Raw genomic sequence first — 16,200 nt, 5'->3', positions numbered from 1 at the left:
CAACAGATTTTAAAAATGAATCGCTTTGCCGTCGACCGCCAACGCCGCTTCCGCCATCGCCTCTGACAACGTCGGGTGCGGATGGATCGCGTGGGCCACTTCCCACGGAGCCGCATCGAGCACGCGGGCAAGCCCCGCCTCGGAAATCAAATCGGTCACGTGCGGCCCGACCATATGAACGCCGAGCACATCGTCCGTCTTGCGGTCAGCGATAATTTTTACAAATCCTTCCGCTTCGCCGAACACCAACGCCTTGCCAATGGCTTTAAACGGAAACTTGCCGACTTTGACGTCATAGCCTTTCGCCTTCGCTTCCTGTTCCGTTAAGCCGACGGCAGCGGCTTCCGGCCGGGTGTAAATGCAGCGGGGCACCGTCGTGTAGTCGATCGGCGCCGGGTTATGCCCGGCTACATGTTCAATGGCGACGATCCCTTCATGGGCGGCGACGTGGGCAAGCTGCAAGCCGCCGATGACGTCGCCGATCGCGTAAATGTGCGCTTCTTTCGTTTGGCCGAACTCGTTCGTCTGAATATACCCCTTTTCAATGACGATGTCAGTGTTCTCAAGGCCAATCCCTTCAATGTTCGCCTGGCGCCCGACGGAAACGAGCATCTTGTCGGCCGTGAACGTTTTCCGCTCGCCTTGATGCTCCGCTTGGATCGTGACGCCGTTTCCTTTTTCGAGCGTTTCCGGCAGCACTTTTGCGCCGGTGACGATATGGACGCCGCGGCGGCGGAGCAGTTTTTCCATTTCTTTTGATACATCCTCGTCTTCCGTCGGCAAAATGCGGTCGGCATACTCAAGCACGGTGACGTCCACGCCGAAGTCGTTTAACATCGAGGCCCATTCCATGCCGATTACGCCGCCGCCAACGATCAAGATGGACGACGGGAGCGCCTCCATTTGCAGCGCTTCATCGGACGTCATCACCAATTCGCCGTCCGGCTCAAGCCCCGGCAGCGTGCGCGGACGCGAACCGGTGGCGATGACGACGAATTTCGGCACGAGCATTTCGTTTTCGCTGCCGTCGTTCATTTCGACCGACACTGTTCCCGGCAGCGGCGAGAAAATCGACGGACCGAGCAGGCGGCCGGTGCCGGCGTATACATCGATCTTCCCTTTTCTCATCAAATGTTGCACGCCTTTGTGGAGTTGGTCAACAATCGCCGCTTTGCGCGCCTGCACTTTCGCAAAATCGAGGCGCACGCCGTCGGCCATGACGCCAAACGCCTCGCCGTTTCTCGTTTGCGCGTATACTTCGGCGCTTCGGAGCAGCGCTTTCGATGGAATGCAGCCGGCGTGCAGGCATGTGCCGCCGAGTTTTCCTTTTTCGACAACCGCCGTTTTCAAGCCGAGCTGCGAGGCGCGAATGGCGGCCACATAGCCGCCTGTACCTCCGCCGAGAATGACGACATCGTATTCTTTTGCCATCTTGTTTTCCCCTTTCTCATCCGTTGCCACATCAACGCCGGGTTGAGACCGGCGAAGCCGCTTCACCGAGATACACTTTTTCCTGTTCTTCGCCGCGCAAGACGCGAAGCGCGCCTTCGGCGAGCGCCTGCAATTCATTTTCGCCCGGGTGGACGATGACATCGGCGATCCATTGGACGCGGCGGGTGATCTGTTCGACGAACGATTTGCCGTACGCCAGGCCGCCGGTCAAAATGATGGCGTCGACTTTGCCGGAAAGCACAGCGCTGGCTGCACCGATTTCTTTCGCCACTTGGTACGCCATCGCCTCATAGACGAGCTTGGCCTTTTCATCGCCGGCTTCGATCATGTTTTCCACTTTCACCGCATCGTTCGTGCCCAAATACCCGACAAGGCCGCCTTGGCCGACGAGCATGCGCATCACTTCCTCACGGTAGTATTCGCCCGAGAAACATAAGGCGACCAAATCACCGGCCGGCACCGTCCCGGCGCGCTCCGGGCTGAACGGGCCTTCGCCGTCAAGACCGTTGTTCACGTCCACCACCCGCCCTTGCTTATGGGCGCCGACCGTAATCCCTCCACCCATATGGGCGACGATCAAGTTCAACTCGTCGTACCGTTTGCCAAGCTGTTTGGCGACGCGGCGGGCGACCGCTTTTTGATTCAAGGCGTGGAAAATGCTGCGCCGCTCAATCGGCGGAAAGCCGCTGATCCGGGCGACCGGGTCGAGCTCATCGACGACGACCGGATCGACGATAAACGCCGGAATGTTTAAGGCTGAGGCGATTTCGTGCGCCAAAATGCCGCCAAGGTTGGATGCGTGCTGGCCTGAATAGCCGCGGCGCAAATCAGCAAGCATCGCCTCGTTGACGCGGTACGTCCCGCCTTCGATCGGGCGGAGCAGCCCGCCGCGGCCGCAGACAGCGCTCAATTTGGATAAATTGATCCCTTCTTCATCGAGGGCTTGCAAAATCGTTTGTTTGCGGAACTCATACTGATCCGCAATCGTTTTATATTGCCGAAGCGCCTCCGCCTCGTGGCGGATCGTTTTTTCGAGCAATGGCCGTTCGTTTTCAAAGACGCCGATTTTCGTTGAGGTCGAACCAGGGTTAATGGTTAAAATGCGGAACTTCTGCTCTTGCATCGTTGTCGTCCCTCCGTCATCCGCCGCGGGGCGAAACGCCGCCCCCTTGCCGTAATTAGCGGCCGCGGCGGCGGCTTAAAATATGGTGGCCGTTTTGCAAAAATTGGCTGCGCACCTTGCGCATCGTGTCAATCCGCTCTTCCGCCATCCGGTCGGCGGCCACATACGTCGGAATGTTGTCGCGCTTGGCGATCGCCAACACTTTTTCAATGTTGTCATAAATTTGCTCGATTTTTTTCATCGCCCGTTCGCGGTTGTAGCCGTACAGTTCATCCGCGACGTTGATGACACCGCCGGCGTTGATCACATAGTCCGGGGCATAGACGATGCCCATCTCATGGATGATGTCGCCATGGCGCGATTCTTTCAGCTGGTTGTTCGCCGAACCGGCGATCACTTTCGCCTTCAGCTGTGGAATCGTTTGGTCGTTAATGATGCCGCCGAGCGCGCATGGAGCGAAAATGTCGCACTCGACGCCGTAAATGTCGTTCGGGTCGACCGCTTGCGCCCCGAATTCTTCGACGGCACGGGCGACAGCTTCTTTGTTGATGTCAGTGACAATGAGCTTCGCCCCTTCTTCATGCAAATGGCGGCAAAGATGATAGGCGACGTTGCCGACCCCTTGGACGGCGACGACTTTCCCTTCGAGCGAATCGCTGCCGAACGCTTCTTTTACGGCCGCTTTCATGCCGCGATAGACACCGTAGGCGGTCGCCGGCGACGGGTTGCCGGACGAGCCAAATTCCGGCGAAATGCCGGTTACATAGTCCGTTTCTTGGTAGATGATGTCCATATCGGCGACGGTCGTGCCGACGTCTTCCGCCGTGATGTAGCGACCGTTCAGCCCTTGAATGAAGCGGCCGAACGCCCGGAACATCGCTTCATTTTTGTCTTTGCGCGGGTCGCCGATGATCACCGTTTTGCCGCCGCCCAAATTGAGGCCGGCGGCTGCGTTTTTGTACGTCATGCCGCGGGCGAGGCGCAAGGCGTCTTCAAGCGCCTCCTCCTCCGAATTGTACATCCACATGCGCGTGCCACCCAACGCCGGGCCGAGCGTCGTATCGTGAATGGCGATGATCGCTTTCAAGCCGGACTCTTTATCTTGGCAAAACAACACTTGTTCATAATCGTATTTTTCCATATATTGAAACAGTTCCATCAAAGAAGGCCTCCTTTGTTTATTTCGCTGCCGAACAGATGGCGAGCGCCAACGAATACAATTTGCTTTCCGCCGAGTCGGCGCGCGACGTCAAGACGATCGGCGCCTTCGCCCCGGCGATGACCGCGCCGACTTTGGCTTTCGCAAAATAGACGAGCGATTTGTACAACATGTTGCCGGATTCAATGTCCGGCACAAGCAAAATATCAGCCTGTCCGGCTACTTCGCTGTCAATCCGCTTATGGCTTGCCGCTGCGGACGACACAGCATTATCAAGCGCAAGCGGCCCGTCAATGAGACAATGTTCGATTTGCCCGCGCCGCTGCATCATACTAAGGGCAGCCGCGTCAAGCGTCACCGGCATGGCCGGGTTCACCGTTTCCACCGCCGCCAAGGCGGCCACTTTCGGCTGTTCGATGCCGATCGAGTGCGCCACACTGACGGCATTGTTCACAATTTGCACTTTTTGCTCGAGATCGGGGGCGATGTTCATCGCCGCATCGGTTACGATGACGAGCTGATCGAACTCCGGCACTTCAAACACCGCGACATGGGACAACACCCTCCCGGCGCGCAACCCGTATTCTTTGTTCAAGACAGCTTTCAGCAGCGTTGCTGTCGGCACATGCCCTTTCATCAAGGCATCTGCTTCATTCAAATGAACGGCGCGCACCGCCAGTTCAGCCGCCTGGACGACCGAATTGGCGTGAACGATGTCAACATCGGAAGAACCGACGCACCCCTTTTCCTTGAGCAATCGTCCAATTCGCTCCCGGTCCCCGTACAACACAAACCGTCCGAGGCGATGCCTAGTCGCCATCGCCACCGCTTCGATCACTTCCTCATCCTCGGCGGCGGCCACAGCCACCGTCCGTCCTTGACATTGACTTGCTTCCTCGATCAATGTTTTCAGCTTCATCGTCTGCACCAACCTTTTCTGCCAATCCGTCGAGGCACTTTTTTATATGCAAAAACCATGCCAACCACAAACTTATGAAAGCGCTTTATACAATAAAGGTTGTTGAAATTCATTTGCGCAAATTTCTTCGCACAACGCAAATTATTGCGTGCTATTTTTGTCAATATCGTACTTTTCAAGCTTGTAGTATAAATTGCGCACCGAAATGCCAAGCGCGCGGGCTGCCGCCGTTTTATTGCCGCGATGACGCCGGAGCGCCTCTTCGAGCAATTGGGCTTCATACCGGCCCAGCATCTCGTCAAGCGGCCGGAGTTCCCCTTCCGTTTCGGGGCGAACCGCCGGCGCGGCCGACGGCGCGGAAAGCGGCGGCAAATGTGAAACATCGATCATGACTTCATGAAACTTCATAAAAATCATCGCCCGCCCGAGCACGTTCTCGAGCTCGCGGACATTTCCTGGCCAATCATAGGCAAGAAGCTTCACCATCGCTTCATCCGTGACACCTTCGACGTTGCGCCCGTAATCTTGGTTCAGCTTTTGGATCAAATGCCGGCAAAGCGCTGGAATGTCTTCTTTGCGGGCGCGCAACGGCGGGATATAAATCGGCATTCGATTGAGCCGGTAATATAAGTCTTCGCGAAATGTGCCGTCGGCAATCGCCTTTTCGAGGTTGACGTTCGTGGCGGCGATGACGCGGACGTTGATCGGAATCGGTTTCGTGCCGCCGACGCGGACGATTTCCCGCTCCTGCAAAACGCGGAGCAGCTTCGCCTGCGTGCCGGCCGACAGCTCGCCGATTTCATCGAGGAAAATGCTGCCGTTGTTCGCCTCTTCAAACAGCCCGCGCTTACCGCCACGCCGGGCGCCGGAAAACGCTCCTTCCTCATAGCCAAACAGTTCGCTTTCTAATAATGTTTCCGGAATGGCGGCGCAATTGACGCGGATAAACTTGTTATACTTCCGGTCGCTCGCATTGTGGATGGCGTGGGCAAACAGCTCTTTGCCTGTGCCCGATTCCCCGCGCAGCAAAATCGTCACCGGCGTCGTCGCCGCCAGTTTCGCTTGTTCCATAGCCACTTTCATTTCTTCCGATTCGCCAACAATATCGGCAAACGAATATTTCGCCTCGAGCGTGCGGATGATTTGCCGCGCCCGGTTGAGCTCGGCTGTCAGCCGCTGGATTTCCGACACATCATGAATGACGCCGACGCTTCCTTTAAGCACCCCGTCGACGATGATCGGGGCGACGTTGACGACGACATCGCGGTTTTTCGGGCCGACTTTCATGCGCGCGCCGCGCACCGGACGGCGCGTTTTCAACACTTGCATATGCATGCTTTCCCCTTCGGAGATGTCAGCGGTCGCCGGCTTGCCGATCACTTCCTCTTTCGTCAGGCCGGTGAGCCGGGTATAAGCCGGATTGATCAAAATGCCGTTTCCGTTTTCATCCACGACAGAAATGGCTTCTTCCGATGAGTAGATGATCGCCTCAAGCATCATGCGCACTTCTTTTAAGTCTGTGATCTCTTCCGCCAAAGCAACTAGTTCGGTGATATCTTTGAACACGGCAAGCGCCCCGAATAATTTGCCGCTGTCGTCAATAATCGGGATGCGGGTGGTGATCAATTTTTTTCCATTGGCCAACTCCACTTCTTGGTGAAACTCTGTCTGTCTCGTTTTCAGCACGCGCGGCAAGCCGCTTGACGGCAAGACGGACAAAATATGGCGGCCGATTACCTCGTCCTTGTCCACTTCGAGAAGCTGGGCGGCGCTTTCATTCATATCGGTAATGTAAGCATATTCATCAACGACAATCATGCCATCGTGGGACGAATGGAAAATTAGAGCGCGCCGGGCCGCCTCGCTTTTCAGCTTGGCGATGAGCGCTTCCTTCTCCTCGACGAGCTCCGCCATCATCCGCGCGACAGCGCTCGGGACGATATTCGCCCCCTTGGGCGCCCGCTCGCGGATTTCTTCAAGAACGTCTGTTTTCCCGGTCGTTTCAATAATCAAATCAAGCGGTCCGTCCATCCATGGGCGCCAGTCACTGCCAACCGCAATGCCCCATTTTCGCGCCAGCTGCAGCCCCGGGGCGCTGTCATCGACATCAATGACGGCCACGACGTCAAACCCTGACGCTTCATGAAGCAGTTTCAGCAGCGAGGTTCCCCGCGAATCCGCCCCGATGATGATCACGTTTTTCATTCTGTTCCCCCACATTTCATCTTATGCCAAATTTTGCAGGCAGTTTTATCATACCCGCTTTTTCGTTCCTTGACAAATGGCCAATAACCGCTATGATAGTCGATGAAACGACTTCTTTTTGGAAAGGAACGCGATCGCGATGGGGCGAATAATGGCGCTGTTGATTTTAGTCGTTCCGGGATTGGCGGCGGCGCTCGGCATTAAATGGATGCGCGATGCATTGTTTGGCATCATGCAGCCGCCGTTTGCCGCCTTATGGATGCAATTTCTCGCCGGGCTTGTGCTGTTTGCGGCCGGGCTGGCGTTTATCGGCGGGTTTTTGCTGCACCGCGACCGAAAACGGAACAAAGTGCAAGCGCGTTTTCAACGAAAACGAAACACGCCTTAATTCGGAAGCTGACGGCTGTTGCGTTGGCATCTATCCGTTTCAAGGCAAACTAAAAAACGCCTTAACGGTTGTCGTTAAGGCGTTTTCTCTTTCCATTCCTTCGCTTGGCGCGGATCGTCGGTGAAAATGGCATCCACTTTATAGGCGAACATCGTCTTCACCGTTTTCGGCTTGTTCACCGTAAACGGACGGACGGCCACGCCGCGACGCTGTGCGTCCATGACAAACGCAGCTGTGACTGTCCGATAGTACGGATGCACTCCCTCCGCTTTCATTGCCCGCACATATGTCCACGGGTCGTAGAGCGGCTCCATGTAGAGGAGCGCTGTTTCGATCTCCGGCGCCAACTGGCGGCAAAGACGCATGCTGTTATGGTTGAACGATGAAAAAATCGTCCGGTTCTCAAGCCCGTAGCGGTGCACAACGGCGATCGCCTTTTGCTCAAGCCTTTCATAAGCCACGAGGCTGTTTTTCAGCTCAATGTTGACCATAAGCGGCGTCGGCGCCAGCCAGGCGAGCACTTCCTCGAGATGGGGAATCGGGCAATGGCCGTAACGGCCATTCCATTTTGCCGCCGCATTCAATTTGCGCAACTCGCGATACGTCATGTCACGCACCCAGCCGCTCCCGTCAGTCGTCCGGTCGACCGTTTCGTCGTGAATGACGACCGGTTCGCCGTCTTTCGTCAACTGCACATCAAGCTCAATGCCATCCGCCCCCGCCTTCAGCGCTTCTTCAAACGCTGCCATCGTATTTTCCGGGTGGGTTCCCGCCGCCCCGCGGTGGGCAAAAATATGTGTCATGCCGTTTCTTCCTTTCCCATATATTCGCCATTTGGCCGGCAAAGCTGGCCGAAAGCGGCAGTGATCAGGTATACTAAAAGTAATGTATGAGACACTGGAGGGGAAGATGATGCAGCCGCTGAAAATTTCCTTGGAGACGGCGCAAAAGCTGGCAAAAGCGCTCGGCGTGCCAATCGAGCGAGTAATGCACATGCCGCCGCACATTTTGATGAAAAAATTGCTCGAACTCGAGAAAAAGGAACCAGAACATGACGAATCGTAGCCGGCCCGCCCTTGCCACAGGGCGGCTTCATTTTTTAGGCGCCGCGCCTGGCAGCAAAAAGGCGACGCCAAAAAAAGTCGGTTTTGACCGCTTTTTAGGCTCGCCTTTTTGCCTTCACCGCGTTCCGTCCTTTATGACGCCTTATGCTCAAGCCGCAGCTTGTCGGCCACCATCGCGATAAATTCGGAGTTCGTCGGCTTGGCTTTCGAAACGCTGACGGTGTAGCCGAACAGCGAAGAAATCGATTCGAGGTTGCCGCGGCTCCAGGCGACTTCAATGGCATGGCGGATGGCGCGCTCGACGCGGCTCGCGGTCGTGTTGTATTTTTTCGCGATGTCCGGGTAGAGCACTTTCGTGATCGAACCGAGCAATTCGATGTCATGCTATACCATGGCGATCGCCTCGCGCAAATACAAATACCCTTTAATATGGGCCGGGACGCCGATTTCATGGATGATGCTCGTAATGCTCGCATCTAAGTTTTTCGGCTTATTGTCGCGCGCTTGGTACGCCGGAGCTACTTTTTTGGCGGCTGGCGCGGTTTTTCCGTAAGTTTGCCGAATATGTTTGACTAAGTTTTCCATATCAAACGGTTTTAAAATGAAATAGGAAGCGCCGAGTTCGACCGCTTTTTTTGTCACATCTTCCTGACCGAACGCCGTCAGCATAATGACATTCGGTTGGTGCTCAAAGCCGGTGCGGACTTTTTCAAGCACGGCCAAACCGTCTAAATGGGGCATAATGATATCCAAAAGCAAAATGTCCGGCTGCTTCTCTTCAAGCAGGTGTAAGCAGTCTTGGCCGTTGTAGGCCGTACCGATTACTTCCATGTCCGGCTGGCTCGAAATATATTCATCAAGCAATGTCACCAATTCACGGTTATCATCGGCAATGCATACTTTAATGCTCAAAACAATCGTCCTCCCCCACTTTTCTTGCTATGTAAAATTCCTTTAACGTACATTCGACAGCAGTGGCAAAAAATCCTTTTATTTTTCATAAATTAGCGAAAAACAAAAATTATAACAAAAGACGAGTTCATTAGACAATATTTGCTCTCAAAAAATACGTATTTGTCGAAAAATCTTTACATGTTCCATTTTAACGGATGTTTCACCAAATATCTATGCCAAACCGGCAAAAATTTTGCCGCCTTTTTTAAAAAAAATTTGCCGGCAGCCAAAAAAGGCGGGCTGACCGGGTCAGCTCGCCTTTTTTTGTTTGCCATATACGTCGATTCCTGCTTCCTGCAACATCCATTCGATATGAACGCCATAGCCGGACGTCGGATCGTTAACAAAGACGTGTGTCACCGCACCGACAAGCTTTCCGTCTTGAATGATCGGGCTGCCGCTCATCCCTTGAACGATACCGCCCGTTTTCTTCAACAGGCGCGGATCGGTGACGCGAATGACGAGCCCTTTTGTTGCCGGGAACTTTTGCGGGACGGTACTCACAATTTCTACGTCAAATTGCTCGACTTTGTCGTTTTCCACCACCGTCAGCATTTTCGCCGGCCCTTCTTTCACCTGGCTCGCCAAAGCGATTGGAATCGGTTTCTTGATCGGGCCGTCTGGCAACGATTTGGTCAGCTTGCCGAAAATGCCAAACGGGCTGTTGTTCGTAATAGTGCCAATCACTTCCTCGCCATCGGAAAAGCGGGCCAATTTTTCACCTGGATTGCCGCTCGTCCCCTTTTCAATGGACGTGACGGTTGAGCGCATAATTTGTCCATCTTGGACGACAATCGGCTTTTTTGTATCCATATCGGAAATGACATGGCCAAGTGCGCCGTATTTTTTCGACTTCGGGTCATAAAATGTCATCGTCCCGATGCCGGCAGCAGAATCGCGGATGTATAAGCCGATGCGGTACACGTCGTCATGCTTGTCTTTCAGCGGAACGAGCTTCGCCGTCATGGAGTGCTGGTCACGCAGAATTTGCAGATGAAGCGGTTTTCCTGTTTTGCCGGCTTCCTCAATGAAAGGGGAGAGGTCGCTCATGTTTTCAATTTTTTGGCCGTTAATGCCGGTGATGATGTCGCCGACTTGGATGCCAGCCGCTTCTCCCGGCGATTTTTTCCCGTTTTCGGTTTCGACGAGATGGTAACCGACGACGAGAACGCCGACCGTGTTGAGTTTCACGCCGATGGACTGCCCGCCGGGAATGACTTTCAGCGTCGGCAATACGTTGACATCCACTTGCTTAATCGGCATTCCGGCGACCTGCAAAATCAACGTTTCTTCTCCGCGCTGTTTCGCCTTTACAGACAATGAACCGTTTTTTTGCTCAACATTGAGCGTTTCGGGAGCGTTTCGGTCATTGGCGGCCGCTTGCACCGGAAGGGATGACGCCCGGAATTCGACCGTATCGCCTTCAAACAGCACAAGCTTCTTTGGAATTTGCCAATATTCCTTCATCGGTTTGGAAAAACCGATCGCCATCAGTATGACAAGGAGAAGCACTCCTGCGATTTTTCGCGCCGTTTCTTTCTTCAATGTCGTTCACTCTCCTCGCTCCCGCCTACACCATGCAAAAACGGTTACAGTTTTAATTTTGCCTGAACAGGGGAAAATATAATCGCAGCGCTAATAAAAAAAGCTGCCCGGAATGGATGGCGTTGCATCCCGGCAGCACATGAACGGCCTACGCCGGGACAGGTGGCATGGGGAGCGCCCGACATCGGATGAGACGGCATAGCATCATCGGGAAGCATAGCGTTATTGTTTCATTTTAGCCGCCAGCTCCAATAGCTCCTTGGCGTGTTGTTTCGTCAATTCTGTCATTTCGACGCCGGAAATCATCCGCCCGATTTCTTTTACCTTCTCCTCCTCATCCAACTTTTTCACCACTGTTTTCGTCCGCGTTCCGTCCGTTTCTTTGGCGATCAATAAATGCGTATCCGCCATGGCGGCCACTTGCGGCAGGTGAGAAATACATAGCACTTGTGAACCGCTGGCGATGCGGTAAATTTTTTCGGCGATCGCCTGGGCGACGCGGCCGCTGACGCCCGTGTCCACCTCGTCGAAAATAATCGAGGTCACCCCTTGATGCTTGGAAAAGATCGTTTTCAACGCCAACATAATACGTGACAGCTCCCCGCCTGAAGCAACTTTAACGAGCGGTTTCAACGGCTCGCCGACGTTCGTTGAGATGTAAAACTCAACGGCGTCGATGCCATCTTCATGAAACTTCACCGGCACGCCATCGACTAACGGAGCATCAAGCGGTCCTTCACGCTTCGCAAAGAGAATGTCAAACTGTGTCTTCTCCATGTACAAATCTTTCAACTCTTGGTGAATGCGCCCAATCAAATCCCGGGCGTACGCCTGGCGGACGTTGGTCACATGTTTCGCCTCAACAAGCAAATCACCCGTCACTGCCGCGAGCTGCCGTTCAAGCTCGTGCACATGCGTCTCGCGGTTTTCAATTGTCTCGATTTCCTCCGCAATCGCCCCAGCGTATTGCAAAATGTCGGCGATCGTGGCGCCGTATTTCCGCTTTAACTGCTGGATTTCGGCGAGGCGGCTTTCAATGGCGTCAAGCCGCGCCGGGTCGTATTCGAGCTCCTCAAGCTGATCGCGCAGCTTGTACATGACGTCCTCGAGCAAATAGTAGCTGTTGGCCACCGTTTCATGCGCCTCTTTGAGCGATGCGTCCATCGCGGCGACGTCATCGAGCTGGATCATCGCCTCCCCGATTGAGTCAAGGCCGCGCCCTTCACCGGCGAGCGCTTCATAGCTCTTCTGGATGGCCCCGTATATCTTTTGAAAGTTGACGATGCGCACTTTTTCTTCCATCAGCCGTTCGTCTTCCCCCGGCTCGAGCGTTGCCTGCTCGATTTCCCGCAGCTGGAATGTCAATAAATCGAGCCGATGCGCCATTTGTTGCTCATTTTCACTTAGCTTTTTTAACTTTTTCACCAACGCCTCATGCTGCTTATACACGGCGCGATAGCGGGCGAGCGCCTCCGCCACCTCCGCGCCGCCGAATTCGTCAAGAAGCGGTAAGTGGCGGGACGGATCCATCAACTCTTGGTGTTCATGCTGGCCGTGAATGTCGACAAGCGTCGCCCCGATGTCGCGCAATACGGCTGTCGTCACCAGCTTGCCGTTAATGCGGCAGACGCTTTTGCCATTGGCTAAAATGTCACGGCGCAAAACGACCATCCCTTCGTTCACATCGATGCCGACCTCGGCGCATTTTTGGCAGCACGGATGGCGGTTATCGTCAAGCAAAAACAGCCCTTCGATTTCCGCCTTTTCCGCGCCGAAACGAACAAACTCGGCGGAACCGCGCCCGCCGATCAATAAATGAATCGCATCGATGATGATCGATTTACCAGCCCCTGTTTCGCCGGTTAACACTGTCAGCCCTTTATCAAACGACAACGAGAGCGATTCAATAATGGCAAAATTTTTAATCGACAGCTCGGCGAGCATTTCATCACCCCTTGAACATTCGAATCACGTATGTCTTGCCTATCTTACCCCTTATTATAGCACATACGTTCGAATTGACAAGCGAGGACCGTTCCCGTTTTCCTTCTCCCTGGCGCAGGGCGGAACATCGGGCCGGTCCTCGGTTAAAGCATGGACAACAGCTGGTTCGACACTTTTTTGGCGTCTTTTGGCGTCCGGCAAATGATTAAACATGTATCGTCGCCGCAAATCGTGCCGACGATTTCATTCCAATCCAGGTTGTCAAGCAACACCCCGATGGCGTGGGCGTTGCCCGGCAGCGTCCGCAGCACGAGCAAGTTGCCGGTTCCATCAAGCTTAATGAACACGTCAACAAGCGCTCGTTTCAGCTTCTGCAGCGGATTGAAACGCTGATCGGACGGAAGGCTGTATTTATAACGTCCGTTGGCCATCGGCACTTTGACAAGCTGCATCTCTTTAATGTCGCGCGAGACGGTCGCCTGGGTGACGTTAAAGCCGGCTTCTTTCAGCCGGTCGACGAGCTCATCTTGCGTTTCGATGTCATTGTTCATAATAATTTCGCGAATTTTAATATGCCTTTGCCCTTTGTTCAAGTTGCGCCACCTCCTCGCTTTCCAAGATGCCGGCTTTCCGGCCCCAGCCTCGGGGGGTTCACCGCGTTCCGCCGAGGATGCTTATTCAGCACCTGATTCCCGCTCCTTTGTCCGCAGGCGGTCGTGCGCCTCGTTCACAATGCGGGCGATCGGCACTGAAAGGCGGTTTTCCCCCTTCCGGCCTCCCCCGGGATAGACGGCATGAAGCAAAAACTCGATATTCCCATCGCCGCCGGTGATCGGTGAATACGACAAATGGAGAACGTCGAATCCTTCCGCACAGGCAAATTGAACGATCGACTCGAGCACGTCCCGATGGACGTCCGGGTCGCGGACGATCCCTTTTTTGCCGACGTTTTCTTTGCCGGCTTCAAACTGCGGCTTGACGAGGGCGATTACATCACCGCCCGGCACAAGGACTGTTTTCACAACCGGCAAAATGAGACGAAGCGAAATGAACGACACATCGATAACCGCCACTTCCGGCAGCCCTTTCGTAAACAAATCGGGCGTCACGTAGCGGAAGTTCGTCCGCTCCATCACAACGACGCGCTCGTCTTGGCGCAGCTTCCAAGCGAGCTGATTGTAGCCGACGTCAACAGCGTACGATAGTCTCGCCCCGTTTTGTAAAGCGCAATCGGTGAAACCGCCGGTCGAGGCGCCGATATCAAGCACAATTTTATGTTCGACACGAATGTGAAACTCGCGCAACGCTTTTTCGAGTTTTAAACCGCCGCGGCTGACGTACGGAAGCGGATTGCCTTTCACCTCAAGCGGGATGTCAGCTGGCACTTTTTCCCCGGGCTTCTCGAGTCGGACGTCGTTTGAATAGACGAGTCCGGCCATGATCGCCCGCTTCGCCTTTTCCCGCGTTTCCGCCAACCCGCGTTCGACAAGCAACACATCGAGCCGTTCTTTTTTTCCTTTCATCATGTCTCAAGCCCTTTTTTGTTTTCTTGGCATGATCGTTTTAATGCGGTCAGCGACATGGGCTGCCGTCAGCCCAATTTCGCGCAGCAGCTCGCTGACGCCTCCGTGCTCGATAAAGCGGTCAGGGATGCCCATCCGTTCAATAACCGCTTGGTGATAGCCATGATCATGAGCAAATTCGAGCACAGCGCTGCCAAAACCGCCTTGCAATACCGCCTCTTCAATCGTTAATATCGGCAGACGGCTCTCGAGCAGTTCAAGAAGCATCGCTTCATCCATCGGCTTCAAAAAGCGGGCGTTGACGACTTTGACCGACACGCCGTCTTTCGCCAGTTGGTCGGACGCCTCAAGCGCCATGGAAACTGTTGTTCCAAATGTCAAGATCGCCGCATCGTTGCCATCGCGCAGCACTTCCCACGTGCCGATCGGAATTTCTTTTAGCTCTTCATCGAGCGGCACGCCAAGCCCGTTCCCACGCGGAAAACGCATGGCGATCGGCCCGCCGTCGTAGCGGATGGCCGTATACACCATGTGCTGGCCTTCATTTTCATCTTTTGGCATCATCAGCACCAAGTTTGGCACATGGCGCAAAAAGGCAATGTCAAACACCCCTTGATGCGTTTCGCCGTCGGCGCCGACAAGCCCGGCGCGGTCGATGGCGAAAAAGACGTTTAAGTTTTGCCGGCATACATCATGGACGACTTGGTCGTACGCGCGCTGCAAAAACGTTGAATAAATGGCCAAAAACGGTTTCATTCCTTGCGTCGCCAACCCAGCCGCCAACGTCGTCGCATGCTGCTCGGCGATGCCGACATCAAACATCCGGTCCGGAAATTCGCTCGCAAACCCTTCAAGCTTCGAGCCGACCGGCATCGCCGGCGTAATGGCGACGATGCGCGGATCCGTGCGCGCGAGCCGGCGCACCGTTTCACTGACAAGGGCACTCCACGACGGCCCGGCTTCCTTCGCCTTCACAAATGTGCCGGTTTCGATTTTGTACGGGCCGGTGCCATGCCACGTCCCGACTTTGTCGTTTTCCGCCGGGCTGTAGCCTTTCCCTTTTTTCGTGATCACATGAACAAGCACCGGTCCTTTCATCTTCTTCGCATAACGCAAATTCTCGAACAGATCATCAAAATCGTGGCCGTCAACCGGGCCTAAATACGTAAACCCGAGCTCTTCAAAAAACACACCGGAAACGAGCAAATATTTTAAGCTGTCTTTCAAACGTTCGGCCGTGGCCGCCAGCTTGCCGCCGACCGCCGGGATGCGCTTGAGCAACAGCTCGAGCTCATCTTTCACCCATTGGTATTTGCCGGCGGTGCGCAGCCGGCCGAGAATGTTGTGCAGCGCCCCGACGTTCGGGGCGATCGACATTTCGTTGTCATTTAAAATGACGATCATATCCGTTTTTTCATGGCCGATATGGTTGAGCGCCTCAAGCGCCATGCCGCCGGTTAACGCCCCATCACCGATGATCGGCACAATATATTCACCCGTCCCTTTTAAATCGCGGGCGATCGCCATGCCCATCGCGGCCGACAGCGACGTTGAGCTATGGCCCGTTTCCCAGACGTCATGCTCGCTTTCGCTCCGCTTCGGGAATCCGGACAACCCTTTATACTGACGGAGCGTATCGAATTCAGCGGCGCGCCCCGTCAAAATTTTATGCACGTACGATTGATGCCCGACATCCCAAATGAGTTTGTCTTTCGGGCTGTCAAACTCCCGGTGCAAAGCGACCGTCAGCTCGACGACTCCTAGATTCGGGCCGATGTGCCCTCCCGTTTTGGACAGCTTTTCAATTAAAAACCGCCGAATATCGGCGCTTAACTGTTTCAGTTCTGGAACGGACATCGCTTTTAATACGCGCGGATGTTCAATTTTCGTTAAATCCAAATAAGATCACTCGCTTTCATTCGAT

At 54.5% G+C, this 16,200-nt stretch carries 13 protein-coding genes and 1 pseudogene; 2 read left to right on the top strand and 12 right to left on the bottom strand.

What is annotated here, in order from left to right; translation table 11 throughout:
- Positions 1–9: 9 nt before the first annotated feature.
- The 5 genes from lpdA to ACTVDO_RS01730 all read right to left on the bottom strand — a co-directional run bounded on the left by lpdA (position 10) and on the right by ACTVDO_RS01730 (position 6,858).
- A complete protein-coding gene (gene lpdA, locus ACTVDO_RS01750) occupies positions 10–1,431 on the bottom strand; it encodes a dihydrolipoyl dehydrogenase (protein ID WP_442900915.1) in 1,422 nt (473 codons plus the stop codon).
- A 31-nt stretch (positions 1,432–1,462) separates the two neighbouring features.
- A complete protein-coding gene (gene buk / locus ACTVDO_RS01745; RefSeq protein ID WP_442900914.1) occupies positions 1,463–2,575 on the bottom strand; it encodes a butyrate kinase in 1,113 nt (370 codons plus the stop codon).
- Positions 2,576–2,630: 55 nt separating this feature from the next.
- Positions 2,631–3,734, bottom strand: coding sequence for a leucine dehydrogenase (locus ACTVDO_RS01740; protein WP_020960510.1), 1,104 nt, complete (start codon positions 3,732–3,734; stop codon positions 2,631–2,633).
- Positions 3,735–3,753: 19 nt separating this feature from the next.
- The gene (gene yqiS, locus ACTVDO_RS01735; RefSeq protein WP_020960511.1) at positions 3,754–4,653 is read right to left on the bottom strand and encodes a phosphate butyryltransferase; all 900 of its coding nucleotides are present in this window, start codon (positions 4,651–4,653) and stop codon (positions 3,754–3,756) included.
- Positions 4,654–4,794: 141 nt separating this feature from the next.
- Positions 4,795–6,858, bottom strand: coding sequence for a sigma 54-interacting transcriptional regulator (locus ACTVDO_RS01730; protein WP_442900913.1), 2,064 nt, complete (start codon positions 6,856–6,858; stop codon positions 4,795–4,797).
- A gap of 139 nt (positions 6,859–6,997) precedes the next feature.
- Between ACTVDO_RS01730 and ACTVDO_RS01725 the strand changes: the two genes are divergently transcribed.
- Complete coding sequence (locus tag ACTVDO_RS01725; RefSeq protein ID WP_041267779.1) at positions 6,998–7,246, top strand: DUF2627 domain-containing protein; 249 nt, start codon at positions 6,998–7,000, stop codon at positions 7,244–7,246.
- 74 nt (positions 7,247–7,320) lie between these two features.
- Here the strand turns inward: ACTVDO_RS01725 and ACTVDO_RS01720 are convergent, their stop codons facing one another.
- Positions 7,321–8,049, bottom strand: a complete 729-nt coding sequence (locus ACTVDO_RS01720; protein WP_020960514.1) for a glycerophosphodiester phosphodiesterase — start codon at positions 8,047–8,049, stop codon at positions 7,321–7,323.
- Between the two features lie 109 nt (positions 8,050–8,158).
- On the opposite strand from ACTVDO_RS01720, the gene ACTVDO_RS01715 reads away from it, so the two are divergent.
- On the top strand, positions 8,159–8,311 hold the full coding sequence (locus ACTVDO_RS01715) for a YycC family protein (RefSeq protein WP_020960515.1): 153 nt from the start codon (positions 8,159–8,161) through the stop codon (positions 8,309–8,311).
- A 131-nt stretch (positions 8,312–8,442) separates the two neighbouring features.
- Here ACTVDO_RS01715 and spo0A read toward each other — a convergent pair.
- The 6 genes and pseudogenes from spo0A to dxs all read right to left on the bottom strand — a co-directional run bounded on the left by spo0A (position 8,443) and on the right by dxs (position 16,175).
- Positions 8,443–9,222 (bottom strand): annotated as a pseudogene (spo0A, locus tag ACTVDO_RS01710) (sporulation transcription factor Spo0A).
- A 291-nt stretch (positions 9,223–9,513) separates the two neighbouring features.
- Positions 9,514–10,809 carry a SpoIVB peptidase gene (gene spoIVB / locus ACTVDO_RS01705; RefSeq protein ID WP_442900912.1) on the bottom strand — a complete coding sequence of 432 codons (1,296 nt, stop codon included), beginning with the start codon at positions 10,807–10,809 and terminating at the stop codon, positions 9,514–9,516.
- A gap of 222 nt (positions 10,810–11,031) precedes the next feature.
- Complete coding sequence (gene recN, locus ACTVDO_RS01700; RefSeq protein WP_020960520.1) at positions 11,032–12,753, bottom strand: DNA repair protein RecN; 1,722 nt, start codon at positions 12,751–12,753, stop codon at positions 11,032–11,034.
- A 143-nt stretch (positions 12,754–12,896) separates the two neighbouring features.
- Entirely contained in the window at positions 12,897–13,346 is a 450-nt protein-coding gene (ahrC, locus tag ACTVDO_RS01695) for a transcriptional regulator AhrC/ArgR (RefSeq protein ID WP_020960521.1), read from the bottom strand.
- 81 nt (positions 13,347–13,427) lie between these two features.
- Positions 13,428–14,276, bottom strand: a complete 849-nt coding sequence (locus ACTVDO_RS01690; RefSeq protein WP_041267962.1) for a TlyA family RNA methyltransferase — start codon at positions 14,274–14,276, stop codon at positions 13,428–13,430.
- A 6-nt stretch (positions 14,277–14,282) separates the two neighbouring features.
- Complete coding sequence (gene dxs, locus ACTVDO_RS01685) at positions 14,283–16,175, bottom strand: 1-deoxy-D-xylulose-5-phosphate synthase (RefSeq protein WP_020960523.1); 1,893 nt, start codon at positions 16,173–16,175, stop codon at positions 14,283–14,285.
- Between the last annotated feature and the right edge of the window lie 25 nt (positions 16,176–16,200).

Source organism: Geobacillus sp. BK01 (genome assembly GCF_052220245.1).
Classification (GTDB): domain Bacteria; phylum Bacillota; class Bacilli; order Bacillales; family Anoxybacillaceae; genus Geobacillus.
Note: the sequence above shows the minus strand (reverse complement) of the source record. Positions and strands in the feature narration are given on the sequence as shown.